We start from the raw sequence: 15,136 nt of genomic DNA, 5'->3' as shown, positions 1-15,136 counted from the left end.
TACCTCCGTGTTGGTGAAGTAAGATCATAATTGGGGACTGAGGCTATTAGAATGCGGTGTTTATGGGGCGCTTACGAACAGACGGCAGAATTATGTTTTAAAAGTGTGAGGACTATCACGCGGTGGGATGAGGGAAAACCGATACCACCAGAGTGTCGAAGGTTAATGCGAATGTATTGTGGATTAGAACTTGGTCCATTGAACGATGATTGGCGAGGTTGGAAAGTGAAAAAAGATGTTCTAGTTACGCCTAATAATTGGACATTAACCCCAAACCAAATCATAACTGGCAATGCTTTGATTGAGATAGGAGCAGAGCAAGATCGAAGAAACTTAACTTCAATCATCAAAGTTGCAAGACTAATGAGTAAGTAAAACAAGCCCTCAATTTATGAGGGCTTGACCTAAAAAAATGATTATATGACTGGAACGCTATTTTACAGTTGCCTTAAAAGTTTCGGGAGTAAGCTCAAAATTTGAACAAATAGAGCCTCTTAAAGCGAAAAATTTATTTTTTTTGTTATTGAACTTGAAGTCAAAGAGTCGATAGACCCAAAAGTTAGTATCTAGTTCGTTTGAAACATCCACCTCATTTCTTGAAATGTAGAAAGGATTAGAGATAGAGCCCGTAGTTGTCTTAACCTCAATATAAATCTCATTACCATCTAGGTTAAAGGACTTTATATCGTAGCCAGCAGATGAATCGATCTGAGCTACATGCTCAACCTGTTCTGCTAAATTGCATAAGTTAGCTGCTATAAGCTTTTGCTTCTCATACTCAATAACGAATAATTCACCAGCCTGTCCTAATTCGCGATTTCTTTGCTCTCGTTTCGCCCAGTCTATCGATCCGCTTGGTGGCCGTTTTGCACGAGATTTAGATTTACTTTGCAATTTTGGCTTTGGTGGAGGGACCTCTGTTAACTTTGTGCTCTCGGTAATAATTGGTACATAGTTAGGGTTTAAGGCTGGCTTAATGTGTTTACTGAAATTTGCATGAATGTGCTTTGGTAATGGCCAACTGAGCATAGTCCATTGAAAGTGAACAGGTTCACTAGTCGTTGGGTCCCAATCTTTAAATGCAAGTGTTCCGAAGAAGGTGTACGGATCAGTTCTTTTCACACGCATAAACAAGTAGATAGTGTTAACCATCTCATCATGCGTGAAAAGAGATTTAATTTGGTTATGGTTTGGCGTTTGTCCGTCCTGTGACTTCCAAAAGAGAACACCATCCTCTGTTAGATAATCATCATATTTAGACTTATCTTCAAGAGTAACTATAAATGAAAAATCATTCTTTCTCGGTGTATTTGCAACGATCCCAGTACCTCCCCAGCGACCAGAGCCCGTTGTGAACTTTAAACCAGGGTCAAAAATATCACTTAATTGCTCTCGGGTGTAAGTATTATAGAGATGCAAACCATTACTAGCATTTGGTCTAGGTTTAGTCGTTATGTCATAACCTAGTTCTTGAAGTACTTTAAAACATGGGCTATCTAATCCTCCAGAAAAATGATTCGACATTACGTCGTAGTCGAGTAATCGACTCATAGCTAGACCGAAGATTGCTTTTGGAGGGTAGCGTTCACCATCTACTATGAGATCGTAACCGGTTGATTCATTATAAGTCGGTACTTGTTGATTTAATTCATTAAAAGTAGCAATAGAGGATTCTATATCCGCTGGGCTAAGATCCTTAGCAAGCGTTTTTAGGCTTCGTATTTTACCACTTCCATCTAATTGAACTGTTCTCAAGTTAAAATCTCTGCATAAAGAATACGTTATGGACAAACAACATATAGCTGTTTATATGTACAGTACCTTTTTTCAGCAGTCCAGTTCAAGAATTACATTCACACTTATTGAAAGAGTTCGACTTTCCGTGTGCCAATTTTTACGTTATTAGCATTTATAGCTGAATAAACTTGGTGACAAGGATCTAGAATGTTGATGCTTTTTTATACAGTCCGGGGCTCGTGTGTAAAAATTATATTGTTGTTTATATTCGGGATAGGAGATCAGCGAAATGAACATAGTAAACTACACCATAGCCACAACACTTTTGCTAATGAGTGCAGCCGTAACGGCTAAACCACTCTCAATTGCTACTTGGAATATGGAGCATTTGGCATCACAAAATGATAAAGGTTGTATGCCAAGAGTTTCTGCCGACTACCTGAAACTGAAGAAGTACGCGGAAAAAGTTAATGCCGATGTATTTGCTCTACAAGAGATACAAAATGTAGAAGCATTACAAAGAGTCTTTGATAAAGATGAATACACTTTAATCGTAAGTGATAGACCAGAAACTAAACCATATGATTGCAAATCATGGGATGAGAAATTAAAGAAAAAGGTCAAGACAGGAAAAAAATCAACAACTCAGAATGTTGCTTGGGCCATCAAGAAAGACGTTAAACATGAGTATTCAACTACAGCGAACATAAAGGAATTAGACTTGAATACGTATCTACGATACGGATTGGTCTTACATCTACCTGAGCATGATCTAGTGCTGGTAAACCTTCACCTTAAATCATCATGTTATGATGGAAACTTACCATCATATGATGCCGGCTGTACTGTTAAGCAGGTTCAACTAGAAAGACTCAATAAGTGGGTTAACCAGCAAGATACGAAAAACATAGCACTGCTTGGTGATTGGAATACAAAAATTTGGTCTATGCAGGACTATACAACAAAACAATTCCCTTCTTTTAACGTCAACACGCTTTCGCTGAAGAGCTGTAACCCCAACTATGTGAAAAGTGGTAAAGCACAACCTGGAGTAGACAACATTTTTACAAACTTCACTGATAAGGAAGCAGTCTTATACAATTTTGGAGAAGCAAATAGTGAAGGGGTTGAGAACAATAGAGAGCAGATGTTATCCGATCATTGTGCAATCAAGCTCAATCTAGAAATCTGACGAACTGAATAAGAAAAGGCTACTGTGCTGGTAGCCTTCCTTTGGTGACTGTATCAACATTACCGCACAGACTTTCACCCCGTATTACTAGGCGGGGTAGCTCTCGCTTCAAAATACACTAAAACGTTTGTAAGCTTTTATAACGTGACAGGGAATTTAATACCGCATGTCGTTAGCAGTACTCCTCTAGGCCGTCTCCATCAATATAGTAATGTGGTCGTTCTTCATTTGGATCGTATTCAGATGCCACGCTTCTCGCTGCATTATGTATGTTATCCATGTTTTCTAAATAGTTATCTATTGCTGATTCGCTATCATCATCAGTCTCAAAATAGTCATTCAATGTGCTAGCTAACACACGAAATACGTAACGCTCACCGTCGACTTCCCCAACGAACTCGACCGACCGAGGATTAATTTTGTATTGGTAGTCATCAGACTCAAATGTCCACTCATCCATTTTTTACTCCTTCCTAAATAAAATAAGATGTATGTAGTACCATAAATTGAAAAACTAATTCTGAGCAATTGATCACGAACTTTAAAATCAAGTACGGTAACGTCTCCATAAAAATCGAATGATTTTTTCGAGTCCATCTCAAAATGGCATTCTTTCATAGCTGTGATATGTTTATTTAAAGTACAAAAACTTGTCTATTACCATCGACAATAAGTACTTTATCAAAGCCATGTTCAATACTGTCACTTTGATAGGCCAGTTGGTAGGTTTCGGCATTTGCTACCCAATAGTCGTTGTAAAGCGCCAACCAGTATTCAGTTGTAGTTGGCCTAACAACACGCTTCTTGTTCTTCGTTTCAATCCGCTCAGTTAACATTTTCTTGACGTTTTCGACTATGTTGGATGATGAGTATTTATTTGAAATGGCAACTCCAACCTTAGACTCTCCAGTTGGCCACTCTGACAAGATTGTGATTGATATATTGTTACCAAAGAACAATTTCTCCAATTTATTGTTGCCAATATTGATCATGTCTTTTATAGCAGCGCTAACAGACGATTGAGTTTTACGAATATTAGTAACAGGAGCTGAGATAATCAAAAGTACATGCTTACCATCGGGGATACTATCCTTGATATCTAACTCAATCTTTGAAGCCAATTTTTTTGCAGGCTCATCATCTTTCAATCGAGGGTACGGTTTCCCATTTTCATCAGTCAACTTCTCTACCAACATTGAGACTTCAACCGATATTCGCATTTCACCATTAATAATGTAGCCGTCAGGAGGATCTTCACCATCAATGTACTCTCCGCCAAATTGATCTACTAGAGTACTTAAAACGTACTCTTCTTCAGGTCTCATAAATCACCATAAAAACATAACTCATGCGCTAAGGTGTGCCCTACGAACCTGTGGGGCACACTGAAATCAAGGCAAAAATTGCCGAGTGTAACATGGCCTTGTTAACCGTCTTTAGTATCCTTTTTCTTCGGACTACCATCTTTAATGACTCGGATAGGAGGCGGAGTTGGTGCCTTAGGCGGTGGCTTAGGTTTTGAAGGCTTATTCATCTTTCATCTCCTTAGCTGGAATCGGTGTTTCACTCTTAATGTTGCGTGGCTCAGGTGCTGCCGGCATCGGAGGTGGCGGTGGAGTAACATTTTTTTCATTTGACATTATACTCTCCTTTTTTATTTTCGATGTTTCCAGTTTTAGCTGTTCAATTTCTTCTGTTAACTTTACCAACAGCGTCGCTGCACTTATATCTTTAATTAGTAATTCTTTTCTAGGAGAAGAACTGTCCAGATCAGATAAAATAAAAATCCCGCTAGCAACAGCTAATGGGAACAACGCAGACAATACACACCTAAAACCATCTAGAGCGTAACCAGAACGACCATCATTCACCTCGGTGTTATGCGTTGAGCATACTTTGAAATTTTCGTACAAGTACGACTCCATAGCATCATCAACATTGTATATTTCCTGTTGATTGTCTGGGTTATCTTCATTGTAAGCTAGTAGAGCATCCCTATGCTCTACTAACTCTATACGATAAAGGTCTGTTTTTTCCGGTGACGCTATGCCCCGATAACTGCGCCAAGAAAACGAGCGAACCAGAAACCATAGAGAGAAAGTGAAAAGAACCGTTGATATGGATATGAAAACAACAAAATAAGCAACAGAATAGCTATTTGAATTGTAATCTAACATTCTCAACATATAGCTGATTACTGTAAATGCAGTAACAACAATTGCAAATGAAATCTGGGTTCTCGCGACTAACTTTTCTTTAACTTCCATTTCATGAAAGTATAATTCACGATAAAGTTTAAATAGTTCATTTTTATCCAAAAACAATATCTCCTTAATTCCGACCACAGGAAAGTTTAACGCCTATAATATATTACGTTCTTGTTTCGCACATCCCACTATGAGCTATCCGTAGACATTATATCCATTACGTTAAATAGCTGATTTTAACTAGAAAAACAGCGACTCCAACCACAAAACACGTTAATGCAATCAATTGTACATCTTGTAGCATGCAAAAACATACATCTTTGCATTGAAAGTTAGTTACAGAATCATGGGTGTTTCAGTGTGGTAAATGAAGAGATTGCTTACGGTGCAGATTTGACGACAAAGGCCCAAAATCACAAAAAAGGTAGGGGGTGTGCTACCTGAATAGAAACATCATCAGCCAGATTAATATAACAATAGTGATAGCAGCCCAAATGCAAAGGCCCGTTACTAAATCCATATAAACCCCAACAACTATCGATGAAAATTAAACATATACCAATGCGAGCGACATGCCGCCACTAGTGGTTGCCATTACTTTGATTTCTGTGTCTTCGACTATGACGTTTTTCATGTGCTGTGAGTCATAAGCAACCCATATTTTATGGCTTAGCAGGATGGGGGGTGATGTAAGAAATTTTGATTATTTGCACCTGGTCAATGATGTCGGAGATCTCCGATTCATCGAACTGGCTTAGTATGCCTTCGGCATAAACCCAACGAGCTAGTGATAACTGGGACAACATATTTTGTTCAATCATTAGCTGATTGACAGCCAAAACTTGATTATCGTACTCGTTTCGTTCAGACGAACTGACACGGTTATAGTTCGAATCTATGTCTGTCATCAGCCCTTGTAAAGCAAGGCAGGGTAAGGGGCTAAATATATTCTTGTAGAACTCAACAGGCTTTGCTTGGGCTGGCAAAGCTAAACACAATATTAAAAGAATCAATCTATGCATAAGTACCTCCAAAGGTACTATGCGCTATTTATAACAACCGAAAACGATTGGAATTAGCTAGTTGCGAGACATTTCCAAAGGCTTTATTGCTGGTTTCATAACGAAATAGCGATAAGGCGATCTATGTCCAACGAACCTAAATCTTAAATTGCCCATCATCTATCAAGCCGCTAAGAGGTGATGAATCTTGTTCCATCGCTATAGAGCTATTTTCTTGTGGTATTTCCTGATTGGTATTTGCTGGGTTACACATCAACACTTGTTTTTGATTGCCATACTCAACAAGTACAAAACACGGGTCTATTACTTGGAACTCAAAACCCAGTGGCTTTAGATGTGTACTATGAACATAGCCAGATTGGCCGCTTTTGGTGATTTGCTCAAACACGACTGTCGTAATTGCTTTCTTGCTATCCGTTAACTCCACATGCACACCTGATACGTAAAGCTGGGTAATGTCGTAAGGCCATTGTGATAGCGGAGTGTCTACATAAGGACGGTTGAGAATCGGAGCACTAACCGCAGGGCTATTGAAACGAGCACGAATATCATTAGACGGAACATTAGCCATTTCAATAGGGGTCTGAGCTTGCTGATTAGATAATGTATTGGCTTGAGTAACTGGCGAGCCATCAAGAACGGGCGAGTTTGAAGGAGCTTGGTCAGCCTGTACATCAACATTAGTATTATCACGCGTAGCGATTTCATAAACGGATTTCCCAAAGAAGAATATGCAAACAACAAAGGTCAGCAGGAGCAACAGAAACTTAGGTTGTCGCATGATGGAAGTGCCAGCCCCAGATTTAGTTACCTGACCTGTTACAGTAGATGAATACATCAGATGAACGGCAACGGGAACCTTGATAGTTTTGGTTGGATCATCCTTACTCGGTTTGGTTGCAGCAGAGCGGGGGTCATGCTCCCAAAGCCTAGGACGCCGCTTGAATAGAGCAAAGCTGTCTTTAGATTTGTGGTGTATCGCCAGCTCGGATACGCCTTTAATTTCAGAAGGTATTTGTTTGATATCCGGTGTACACAGGGTGATATCCCAGTTGTACTTACGATGGCGCATGAATGCCATGTTGAAGTTCTTGGGCAGGATAACATTGCCACTGATATCAATGATGGATTCGCCAGTATCATCAAAGGGCACTGCTTCGGGCTTGAAGTCATTAAGTTGTACCTGGTAAAACTCTTTATAGCCTTTTGGAAGCCGCTCCCTAAAAGCATCAATCCCCTGAAAGATGTTGCGGGCCATATCAAAACCCACGGTCTTGTTATAAATATCCTGCGCCTCATCAATCAAAATCATGGCACCAACCGGACACCAGTTATACCAATGTTGCCAAAGCTTGATGCCGTTCTCACTCATTGACGAGATACGGATGATACGGGCCGAGACAGGGAAGCGCTCTCCTAGACGTTTTTCAATGGTCTGAATATCTTGCATACCTTCTACATTGGTAACAACAACACGCCCTGAACGTAAAGCCGGCAGCAAGTCGAACCATACGGCACAGGCACTTTTATATGAACCCGCCGCGCCATGTCTAATAATTGTCGCCATGATTAAGCCCCCATAAAATCAAGAACGAAGCGGGTAGACATGGCCTCAACAATACGCATGATAGCGGTACCAACCCCATAAGCGCCAATAGCACCGCGAATATCAGAATCTAAAGAAGCGAAAGCACTATCAATAAACTGATAAACACTCAAATCATTTAATAACTCTTGTGCGACAGTAAATGCAAACTTCATTGTTTCAAGCTGCATGGTTAACTTTAATTTAATGGCATACTGTAAATAGTAAGAATATATTCGCTCAATGAATCCCGGAGTATACTTAAAAAATCATCAACCCTTGCCGCTATATCAATAAGAAACTGGAACATGCTAGAGCTTGACTGCTCATTTGCTAGCACTGGGAAAGCAACAATCCCTAGAATAATAATAAAGTATTTCATTACCTCCTCCTTATAAGAACAATAGAAAATGCAATTAATGATGCTAAAGCTATGACTGCTGTTTTAATTAAACTGGAGTTTTCAATCCACACATCATTAGAAATAGTAAAAGACTTGCCAGCTTTCGTTATTGTTTCTGATATTCTAGGCATAGATCCTGACTCGCTGATATTTACATTACCTAGCTCTGATTTAAACCTCTCGATTTGCTCACTTATGTCTTTTTTCAAGCTTTCTATGTCAGAGTTTATTGAACTAATATCCTCATCATCCAAAATATCCTTAAAAGGGTCCGGTCGTTCTGAAGGCTTACTACCATTCACTGATGTGCACATTAATAAATCTTTGTTTTCTGGTATTGAGCAATCCGTACCGCCTTTATTCTCATCAGGATCTAAATCAGAACCCCCGCCGCCAGATGGGTTATCTTTAATAGCTTGAACAATATCACCGACACCTAAACCTATTTGGTCTCCTATACCGTCAAGGCTAGCCATTAAATCAATCATTTTATTATCGAGAATATCATTGCCATCTTTGTTTAAATCACGAATTTGAGTAAGTAATTCATTAGACTCGTTAGTGTTATCTGCAATTATCTTAGTATTTTTAACCGTTGAATTGGTATTACCCGCAACATCAAAGGTCGTTTTGTTATGGTCGCGAACAGCTTGCTTAACCCCGTTAATAGCAGAAATAACCCCCTCCATTTCCAAGCAACTACCATCAACAGCAGGGTCACAATCTAAGCAAATATCACCTTGTGAAGGGTCACAGTCAGGCCGAACGTCACATAACCATGGAGCGTTGGGGGTAGGACAGTCCTCATAATCAAGGCATAACTCTGGAAATTCCTCACAAAAGGGTGTCTGCTCATTATCAGGAACACTGCCGCCATCGCCGTCACCACCACCGTCACCATCGCCGTCACCACCACCGTCACCATCGCCGTCACCACCACCGTCACCACCGCCGTCACCATCGCCGTCACCACCACCGTCACCATCGCCGTCACCACCACCGTCACCACCGCCGTCACCACCGCCGTCACCACCACCGTCACCACCGCCGTCACCATCGCCGCCGTCACAGCCTATACCAGTACAGTCATCAATAGGGATATAGTCACATTGAAAGTTAGATGATTGAGTTTCGGCATTACATGATGCTGAAAAATTCATATTGTGGTTTTCTGGTAACCCTGCAATACATTGTTGTTCTGCTGCTTGTTTGTCCTGATTGAATTCTTCAGAGCCGCAGTAATTTGATGGCGGGGCACACGTATTTGCATCTTGATATTCATCACATTCTGGTGCCACTCCTCCACAATACGCAGAAAATGAATACATATTCCACCCTGAAGGAGAGGAATCCCCACAATTGCTCCCCCTACAAATTCGCGTAATAAATGCAGGTGCACCTTTAGTAGTAAAATTCAACTCATGTTCAATAAATGCAAAATGATCAGACCCACCAGTTTCATAACCCTCTTTAAAACTCAGCTGCTTTTGATATGCGTATTCACTTGTCGCGCCAACACTTAAACCAACATCTTCACAATTAACATTAGCAAAAACAAAAAACGGGGATATAAGAAAAAATAACAATAACCACTTCATTTAGCCCCCCTAAAAATATCGACATAGACAGAATAAAAAAGCCATATGATGACCACTATGAAATACAATCTAAAATAAAAAGGGCAGCCTAAGCCACCCTCCAGTTAATGAGATTGCACCCCAGAAACAAAGCCGTAAATCATGGCCATGGAGTAAGCAACCCCAAGTAATATTTCTGGGGGCAATGAACCCATTATTTATTTAGCCACTTGAGGAACATGCCAACACCAAAACCAATAACAGCCAAACCAACAACAGCAGTGATAACAGCAGTTTGGTTTGCACTAGCTTCGGAACTAGCAGACGTAATCTCACTCGTATAGTCGCCAGCTTGAACAGCAATAGATGTAGCAGCAGTTCCCGCAACAACGGCTAAACGAGAACCATATTTTTTAGCAGTAGATAGGTATTTCATAACAATTTTCCTTTTGTTGATACACAAGCAGTAAATAATTAGGCTTTACCCAACCAGCGAATTAAACGACCAGCAGCGTGGCCAGTAAAGAAACTGAGTAGAATAATGCCTGAGACCTCGATAAATAATTCTTTATCGAAATTTTGATACGTGGCTACATCATCAGGTTGCAACAACACATAACCCGCACATTGATTGATTGGCGTATCGGTTATTTCACCATTTGATAAGCAACGCATTGTAATTCCATTTAATCTAAATAGTGTCAGACGCTTTATAACGAGATATGCGAAGTTTAAGATGCTGGCTTATTCACTAATGAAGGCACACCTAGTAAGTTCCAACCAGAGAATGAGACATGCTTTCCACCATCACCGGCGAAAGAACGTTCCGAATGCTGGATTTTAAAATCAACTTTCTTATCAATAAGCTTCTTGAGGTCAGCACCACCTCCAAATGAATCCCATAAATCGGGGGTTATACGACACTCAACCACCTCCGAGGGGTTAAAAAGTTGCAACCTTACTACACCAGAATCCCGTGATTCACCCGTGTTTTGATTGGTGTTGGTTTTCTTCTCAATATCATCTAAGTCATTTATGCGGGCAATTACAATCATCGTTCATTTCCTTATCAGTGACAGTTATTGACACAAGTCCAAGAAGAGCCAGAGCCAGTGCCTCCGGCTTTCGCTTTTGGCTCAGCCTTCGCCAAACCGCTCAAGCCATCAGCAAATTTATCTTCATCAACATAAAAAGCATTCATCTCATCAAGGCGGTGAAGGTATTGCTGATATTGCGCATACTCTTCATCAGCCATGCGAATATATTCCTCTTCACGTTCGAGAGCTTCGAATACATCGACAACCCCCGTCATGATGCGCTTGGTGCCGCGTAGGAACAGTTCTTTATTTTCGGTTTTCCAATTACGGGTACGAGTAGCCAAAAAGGCATCACGGAACACCAAGCCAACCACACGGGCAGCGGTGGTATCACCGTAAAGGGTTTCAACGGACTTGGTTCTTATGTGCTCTTCACCATACTCATCAATGAGCTTTTCCATTATCTTGGGTACGTGATATTGGGGTTTAATAGTTTGGTCATCACGCCGAACAAATACGCCTCCCATAGCAAGGCAAAATGCCTCCCAATCAGACGAATCAGCCGCACGGCGGATGTTCTCCAATACCAACCATTCGCCAGTTTCGAGATCCTTAAACAAGGCATCATCCTCTTTGAATTCTTCACGAACGCGACGAAGTTCTCGCCAAACAGTGACGGACGGACCGCCGATAAATTGAAACTGACGAAGGCCATTAGCTCGTGCCCAAGTAACAACACGCTCAGCGGCTGAAACACCATCGAGTGTTGTAGCTAAATCATCACCGACATGTTGACCGTCGATGTTCTTCGATAGGTACTTGGCAACGTAGCCAACAGCAGAACCTTTTGACCAATCAATAGGCTCAGAGGTAAAACGATATTTGTCAGCACCGGGTTCATCCGGCGTATCTTGCATGGCACACGCACGAAAAATAGAGGTTACAATGTCACGGTGTTGTGGGGCCATAAATAGCAATACGTGCCAATGGGGACAACCGTCAGCATGAGGTTCAACCACACGCAGACCATAAACCTTGATTTCAGCTTTATCCAAAGCCTTGCGAAAACCTGCAAACATATCGGTCATGTATGCATGAGCGTCACGAGTTGTCGGACGGCCAGCATCAAGCCATGCTTGGTTTACGTTGCCTTTGGATACAGAATGAAAGCGGCTAGGGCAGGTTGGTGTATAGAACATGGCTACATGATCTGACGCCTTAGCAATATTCTCGAAACCCTTCAAACGCACGAACATTTCTGCACGGCGAATCTCGGGATTAGATATAGACTTGTTAGCGAGCTCATAGAGTGAAAACCAGTTATCTACATTGTCTTCATCATAAGCCACAGTGTTTTTGAGCATTTCCTGATTATCATCGTTGCGCTGGCGGCGACGTTGTAACGAGTAGTTTGAGCAATACGCCTGACCGTGCTTGTGTACCATCGCCAAATCACGCGCAACGTTTTCAATTTCCAATGCAGCACGACGGCGTAAGGTTCGACGCCACCAAATTTCATTGGATGCACGATTAACCAGGCTACGAAGTTCATCTTTTTTGGCTTTGTCCTTTATAACCTCATCCTTAAATGCAATATCATAACCGACCAAAATTGACTGAACTCGCTGAAATGCTTCTTCATCATCTGGAATGGCCGCAACTTGACGCATGACAAACGCTGATTTGGCTTTGGCAAAGTCTCGAATTTCTTCATCAGTACTGCTATAGCGGAATTCCATTTTTGTCAGTCGCTCATTAGCTGACTCAAGGGCGCGCATGGCTTGGAGTTGACCAACTTTCTTTGCCATATTTATATAAGCCCTTGACATTACGGGGCCAAAGGAACGATGTAATCGCGTTAGCTTTAAGACATCCAAACATGGTGATACAAATGATGGCGCTATATCATTAGAGTTATCATATGAATGAATAGGTGTTAATGACGCTTGACGGCGAAGAAAATCAGAAGCATTGGTATGATCAACATAATCGGGTAGGCGACCACCATTTTGGATATCTGGTTTTGTGTAAGATGAGCACAACGTTTGAACTTGCATGAAATTCACATACTCAGAAATACCCGCAGCTAAATCATGTACTAGGATACGTTCCATGATTAAGCACTCCTTGCCATAACTTCAAGTATACCCAACGTCATTTTGCAGTCCGCTAAAGCACGATGAGCATTCCCATCCACAGCAACACCTTGTTGGTCGGCTGCTTTGGTAAGTTTTTGCCAGCGATAATCACCATAATGATTAATCTCACCGTAATACTCGGCGTAAGCCAGCATGGCGCAGTATGTACGCTGCTTAATCTTATGGAAGTCAGATATCGCGTCCTTTCTAGCAACACCAGAAGCAATAGATGATTGAATCATCAACCGTAAATCATAAAAGGAGTTGTAAATCACAACATTTGATTCAAATAATGTAGTAAGAACGTGGGGTAAAATATTCAACCATGTAGGAGCATTTATAACCATTTCATTAGTAATGCCATGAATAGCAGTGGCATCCGCTGGAATTGGATTGACAGGCTTAACCAGCGTATTAAGAAACACAGTGCCAGTTGAATTGATAACTGAAATCTCGCAAATTTCAGCGTCGTCACCAAGACCAGTAGTCTCTGTGTCCAAGATGAGGCAATTAGATTCAAGCCACTGTTTAGCTAAATTCTCAGGAGTCAAATCAAGAGTGGTTAGATTCATCATAAGTAATCAACTGTATATCGGTAACAGGTTGGAATTTAATCTAATTCCGAATAAACGGAATTACAAGTTACGAAAAATCGGAAATAAACGGTTATGATATGCCTCAGGAGGATTTTTCTATGTATGCCAATTATCTGTTAGACAGCTATAAAACAGCGATGAACTACGTACAAGACAAGCAGATTGCCCATGACTTGAATGTTACGCCAGCTAGAATCTCTGAAATGCGCAAAGGAAAGCGCTATATATCTGATAGTGAAGCAGTTTTTATGGCCGAGCACGCAAACATTGATCCGAAGGAGGCATTGTTAGGTTGCCATAGTGATCGTAATGATAACCCCAAGCTAAAGCAGTTGTGGGCGGACATTGCAAAAAAGCTCAATAGCCAAGGAATTCATGCGTTTAAGGTGGCTTTTTTGGCGTCTGGACTGATGGTGACATCTCTATCTGGGACTATATCCCAGTGCGCATTATGTATAGTAAGGTTAAGTTGCTAAAGAATGCCTAGCAGCAATAGTTAGGGTGTTTTCTCTTCTAAAGCATTGATGAAACGAGGGTTTTCATATATGTCTTTTAGCAATTCATGAACGACTTTTTGATCATCAATTCCAAGTAAATCAGCCATTTGGAATGCAATATCCCAATCCATGTGAGACTTCCTTTTCATCCAATTACTGACTCTGGCGGTACTAACGCCCAATTTCTTCGCAAGTTGGTAGTCTGAGCCCAGTTTGTACTTGGCTTTCACCATGTTAAGCAATTCAATTGTGTAAGTCATAAGTAGCGCTATTTTTACCCTTAGTTTGTTAAATAATAGGCGAACAGAATGTCATTTCCCACAGCAACAGCCTGTTGTCACTGACAATAAATTGCTAGTAACCTATTCCCACGAAATGCAATAACTTGCTTATAGGGATACTAGCAAATGGATACTTCAAACTTAACAACTCGCAACCCAATACATCGACCCTGTCCAGATATGGCTGGGTGCATTGACCCAAAACCTGAGCTGACAAAACGATCACTCGAAACCGTTCGCCAATTGCGTGAGAAGTTTGGTTTCAAAACCACTAAACAACGTGCCAAGGAGCACAGCCAGTACCTCAAGGAATTAGCCATTTATCAATATAACCGTGATTTGATGGCAGGAGGTGCACGATGAATGTTCATAAAGAACTATATAAATTGTTCTATCAAGCCACGCGCATTAGCAGAGCAAAACTTTTAGATAGACATCAGGGGTTTGATTGTCCTCTTGATTATTCGCTGGATGCGATACGAATGGCCTACCGTTATGGGCTTGACGGCATTGATATCGATGATTTGTTTAAAGCTCAAGCCGCTGCAGCTATTGTGATGGTTCGTCGTAAAAAGCCAGAGTTTCAGCAGTCGCAAAGATTGCTTGATGCCATTGCTAAGCGCAAGGAGGCATTAGCATGAAACCTATTAGCCTAGACAATGCCGTTATTCTGGATACCGAAACCACTGGCCTGAACGACTTTGCCGAAATCGTTGAAATATCGGTAATGGAAGCCACAACAGGTAAGCCATTATTAGATACCTTGGTGATGCCTGCACAGCTAGTGCCCGGTGAAGCAATGGCAATCCACGGGATCACTAATCGCATGTTAGTGGGTTCATCAACATTTCCAGTTATCTACAA

General features: G+C 41.1%; 21 protein-coding genes. 6 read left to right on the top strand and 15 right to left on the bottom strand.

Features of this window, described 5'->3' with window-relative positions:
* Positions 1 to 171: 171 nt before the first annotated feature.
* Entirely contained in the window at positions 172 to 375 is a 204-nt protein-coding gene (locus tag ACVA53_RS24205) for a DUF3653 domain-containing protein (protein WP_446506547.1), read from the top strand.
* A gap of 57 nt (positions 376 to 432) precedes the next feature.
* Here the strand turns inward: ACVA53_RS24205 and ACVA53_RS24200 are convergent, their stop codons facing one another.
* Entirely contained in the window at positions 433 to 1,755 is a 1,323-nt protein-coding gene (locus ACVA53_RS24200) for a DUF3883 domain-containing protein (protein ID WP_446506546.1), read from the bottom strand.
* Positions 1,756 to 2,026: 271 nt separating this feature from the next.
* On the opposite strand from ACVA53_RS24200, the gene ACVA53_RS24195 reads away from it, so the two are divergent.
* Positions 2,027 to 2,929, top strand: coding sequence for a hypothetical protein (locus tag ACVA53_RS24195; RefSeq protein ID WP_446506545.1), 903 nt, complete (start codon positions 2,027 to 2,029; stop codon positions 2,927 to 2,929).
* 172 nt (positions 2,930 to 3,101) lie between these two features.
* On the opposite strand, the gene ACVA53_RS24190 is transcribed toward ACVA53_RS24195, so the two are convergent.
* The 13 genes from ACVA53_RS24190 to ACVA53_RS24130 all read right to left on the bottom strand — a co-directional run bounded on the left by ACVA53_RS24190 (position 3,102) and on the right by ACVA53_RS24130 (position 13,473).
* Positions 3,102 to 3,389 carry a hypothetical protein gene (locus ACVA53_RS24190; protein WP_446506544.1) on the bottom strand — a complete coding sequence of 96 codons (288 nt, stop codon included), beginning with the start codon at positions 3,387 to 3,389 and terminating at the stop codon, positions 3,102 to 3,104.
* A 175-nt stretch (positions 3,390 to 3,564) separates the two neighbouring features.
* Positions 3,565 to 4,254, bottom strand: coding sequence for a hypothetical protein (locus tag ACVA53_RS24185; protein ID WP_446506543.1), 690 nt, complete (start codon positions 4,252 to 4,254; stop codon positions 3,565 to 3,567).
* Between the two features lie 201 nt (positions 4,255 to 4,455).
* A complete protein-coding gene (locus tag ACVA53_RS24180) occupies positions 4,456 to 5,247 on the bottom strand; it encodes a hypothetical protein (RefSeq protein WP_446506542.1) in 792 nt (263 codons plus the stop codon).
* A 551-nt stretch (positions 5,248 to 5,798) separates the two neighbouring features.
* Positions 5,799 to 6,044 (bottom strand): hypothetical protein, encoded by a 246-nt coding sequence (locus tag ACVA53_RS24175; RefSeq protein WP_446506541.1) that lies wholly within the window; start codon positions 6,042 to 6,044, stop codon positions 5,799 to 5,801.
* Between the two features lie 250 nt (positions 6,045 to 6,294).
* The gene (locus tag ACVA53_RS24170) at positions 6,295 to 7,725 is read right to left on the bottom strand and encodes a zonular occludens toxin domain-containing protein (RefSeq protein WP_446506540.1); all 1,431 of its coding nucleotides are present in this window, start codon (positions 7,723 to 7,725) and stop codon (positions 6,295 to 6,297) included.
* Positions 7,726 to 7,727: 2 nt separating this feature from the next.
* A complete protein-coding gene (locus ACVA53_RS24165) occupies positions 7,728 to 7,934 on the bottom strand; it encodes a DUF2523 family protein (RefSeq protein WP_446506539.1) in 207 nt (68 codons plus the stop codon).
* A gap of 8 nt (positions 7,935 to 7,942) precedes the next feature.
* Entirely contained in the window at positions 7,943 to 8,125 is a 183-nt protein-coding gene (locus ACVA53_RS24160; RefSeq protein WP_446506538.1) for a hypothetical protein, read from the bottom strand.
* Entirely contained in the window at positions 8,125 to 9,744 is a 1,620-nt protein-coding gene (locus ACVA53_RS24155) for a hypothetical protein (RefSeq protein ID WP_446506537.1), read from the bottom strand. The genes ACVA53_RS24160 and ACVA53_RS24155 overlap by 1 nt, the downstream gene beginning before the upstream one ends.
* Positions 9,745 to 9,937: 193 nt before the next feature.
* Positions 9,938 to 10,159: a hypothetical protein gene (locus ACVA53_RS24150; protein ID WP_446506536.1), complete on the bottom strand. Its 222-nt coding sequence runs from the start codon at positions 10,157 to 10,159 to the stop codon at positions 9,938 to 9,940.
* A 38-nt stretch (positions 10,160 to 10,197) separates the two neighbouring features.
* Positions 10,198 to 10,398, bottom strand: a complete 201-nt coding sequence (locus ACVA53_RS24145) for a hypothetical protein (protein WP_446506535.1) — start codon at positions 10,396 to 10,398, stop codon at positions 10,198 to 10,200.
* A 56-nt stretch (positions 10,399 to 10,454) separates the two neighbouring features.
* On the bottom strand, positions 10,455 to 10,778 hold the full coding sequence (locus ACVA53_RS24140) for a hypothetical protein (protein WP_446506534.1): 324 nt from the start codon (positions 10,776 to 10,778) through the stop codon (positions 10,455 to 10,457).
* A gap of 14 nt (positions 10,779 to 10,792) precedes the next feature.
* The gene (locus ACVA53_RS24135; RefSeq protein ID WP_446506533.1) at positions 10,793 to 12,874 is read right to left on the bottom strand and encodes a replication endonuclease; all 2,082 of its coding nucleotides are present in this window, start codon (positions 12,872 to 12,874) and stop codon (positions 10,793 to 10,795) included.
* A 2-nt stretch (positions 12,875 to 12,876) separates the two neighbouring features.
* Positions 12,877 to 13,473, bottom strand: coding sequence for an exonuclease domain-containing protein (locus ACVA53_RS24130; RefSeq protein ID WP_446506532.1), 597 nt, complete (start codon positions 13,471 to 13,473; stop codon positions 12,877 to 12,879).
* Between the two features lie 119 nt (positions 13,474 to 13,592).
* On the opposite strand from ACVA53_RS24130, the gene ACVA53_RS24125 reads away from it, so the two are divergent.
* Positions 13,593 to 13,970, top strand: coding sequence for a DUF3693 domain-containing protein (locus tag ACVA53_RS24125; RefSeq protein WP_446506531.1), 378 nt, complete (start codon positions 13,593 to 13,595; stop codon positions 13,968 to 13,970).
* 20 nt (positions 13,971 to 13,990) lie between these two features.
* On the opposite strand, the gene ACVA53_RS24120 is transcribed toward ACVA53_RS24125, so the two are convergent.
* A complete protein-coding gene (locus tag ACVA53_RS24120) occupies positions 13,991 to 14,251 on the bottom strand; it encodes a helix-turn-helix domain-containing protein (RefSeq protein ID WP_446506530.1) in 261 nt (86 codons plus the stop codon).
* Positions 14,252 to 14,398: 147 nt separating this feature from the next.
* Here ACVA53_RS24120 and ACVA53_RS24115 point away from each other — a divergent pair, with 147 nt between their 5' ends.
* From ACVA53_RS24115 to ACVA53_RS24105, 3 genes are all read left to right on the top strand, one after another.
* Positions 14,399 to 14,635, top strand: coding sequence for a hypothetical protein (locus ACVA53_RS24115; protein ID WP_446506529.1), 237 nt, complete (start codon positions 14,399 to 14,401; stop codon positions 14,633 to 14,635).
* Positions 14,632 to 14,913, top strand: a complete 282-nt coding sequence (locus tag ACVA53_RS24110) for a hypothetical protein (RefSeq protein WP_446506528.1) — start codon at positions 14,632 to 14,634, stop codon at positions 14,911 to 14,913. Before ACVA53_RS24115 ends, ACVA53_RS24110 begins: the two co-directional genes overlap by 4 nt.
* Positions 14,910 to 15,136 (top strand): 3'-5' exonuclease (locus tag ACVA53_RS24105; protein WP_446506527.1); only part of this gene is annotated, 227 nt, incomplete at its 3' end. The genes ACVA53_RS24110 and ACVA53_RS24105, both read left to right, overlap by 4 nt.

The sequence above is a fragment of the Photobacterium sp. DNB23_23_1 genome, from assembly GCF_052873815.1.
The sequence above is the reverse complement of the archived record's forward strand: the minus strand, read 5'-3'. Positions and strand labels throughout refer to the sequence as shown.

What these genes read in the sequence shown, in the direction of transcription:
- ACVA53_RS24205 (WP_446506547.1), top strand. Translation starts at nt 172, where the DNA reads ATGTATTGTGGATTAGAACTTGGTCCATTGAACGATGATTGGCGAGGT.
- ACVA53_RS24115 (WP_446506529.1), top strand. Translation starts at nt 14,399, where the DNA reads ATGGATACTTCAAACTTAACAACTCGCAACCCAATACATCGACCCTGT.
- ACVA53_RS24130 (WP_446506532.1), bottom strand. Translation starts at nt 13,473, where the DNA reads ATGATGAATCTAACCACTCTTGATTTGACTCCTGAGAATTTAGCTAAA.
- ACVA53_RS24120 (WP_446506530.1), bottom strand. Translation starts at nt 14,251, where the DNA reads ATGACTTACACAATTGAATTGCTTAACATGGTGAAAGCCAAGTACAAA.
- ACVA53_RS24145 (WP_446506535.1), bottom strand. Translation starts at nt 10,398, where the DNA reads ATGCGTTGCTTATCAAATGGTGAAATAACCGATACGCCAATCAATCAA.
- ACVA53_RS24195 (WP_446506545.1), top strand. Translation starts at nt 2,027, where the DNA reads ATGAACATAGTAAACTACACCATAGCCACAACACTTTTGCTAATGAGT.
- ACVA53_RS24110 (WP_446506528.1), top strand. Translation starts at nt 14,632, where the DNA reads ATGAATGTTCATAAAGAACTATATAAATTGTTCTATCAAGCCACGCGC.
- ACVA53_RS24150 (WP_446506536.1), bottom strand. Translation starts at nt 10,159, where the DNA reads ATGAAATACCTATCTACTGCTAAAAAATATGGTTCTCGTTTAGCCGTT.
- ACVA53_RS24160 (WP_446506538.1), bottom strand. Translation starts at nt 8,125, where the DNA reads ATGAAATACTTTATTATTATTCTAGGGATTGTTGCTTTCCCAGTGCTA.
- ACVA53_RS24125 (WP_446506531.1), top strand. Translation starts at nt 13,593, where the DNA reads ATGTATGCCAATTATCTGTTAGACAGCTATAAAACAGCGATGAACTAC.
- ACVA53_RS24190 (WP_446506544.1), bottom strand. Translation starts at nt 3,389, where the DNA reads ATGGATGAGTGGACATTTGAGTCTGATGACTACCAATACAAAATTAAT.
- ACVA53_RS24155 (WP_446506537.1), bottom strand. Translation starts at nt 9,744, where the DNA reads ATGAAGTGGTTATTGTTATTTTTTCTTATATCCCCGTTTTTTGTTTTT.
- ACVA53_RS24175 (WP_446506541.1), bottom strand. Translation starts at nt 6,044, where the DNA reads ATGACAGACATAGATTCGAACTATAACCGTGTCAGTTCGTCTGAACGA.
- ACVA53_RS24185 (WP_446506543.1), bottom strand. Translation starts at nt 4,254, where the DNA reads ATGAGACCTGAAGAAGAGTACGTTTTAAGTACTCTAGTAGATCAATTT.
- ACVA53_RS24165 (WP_446506539.1), bottom strand. Translation starts at nt 7,934, where the DNA reads ATGCAGCTTGAAACAATGAAGTTTGCATTTACTGTCGCACAAGAGTTA.
- ACVA53_RS24135 (WP_446506533.1), bottom strand. Translation starts at nt 12,874, where the DNA reads ATGGAACGTATCCTAGTACATGATTTAGCTGCGGGTATTTCTGAGTAT.
- ACVA53_RS24140 (WP_446506534.1), bottom strand. Translation starts at nt 10,778, where the DNA reads ATGATTGTAATTGCCCGCATAAATGACTTAGATGATATTGAGAAGAAA.
- ACVA53_RS24170 (WP_446506540.1), bottom strand. Translation starts at nt 7,725, where the DNA reads ATGGCGACAATTATTAGACATGGCGCGGCGGGTTCATATAAAAGTGCC.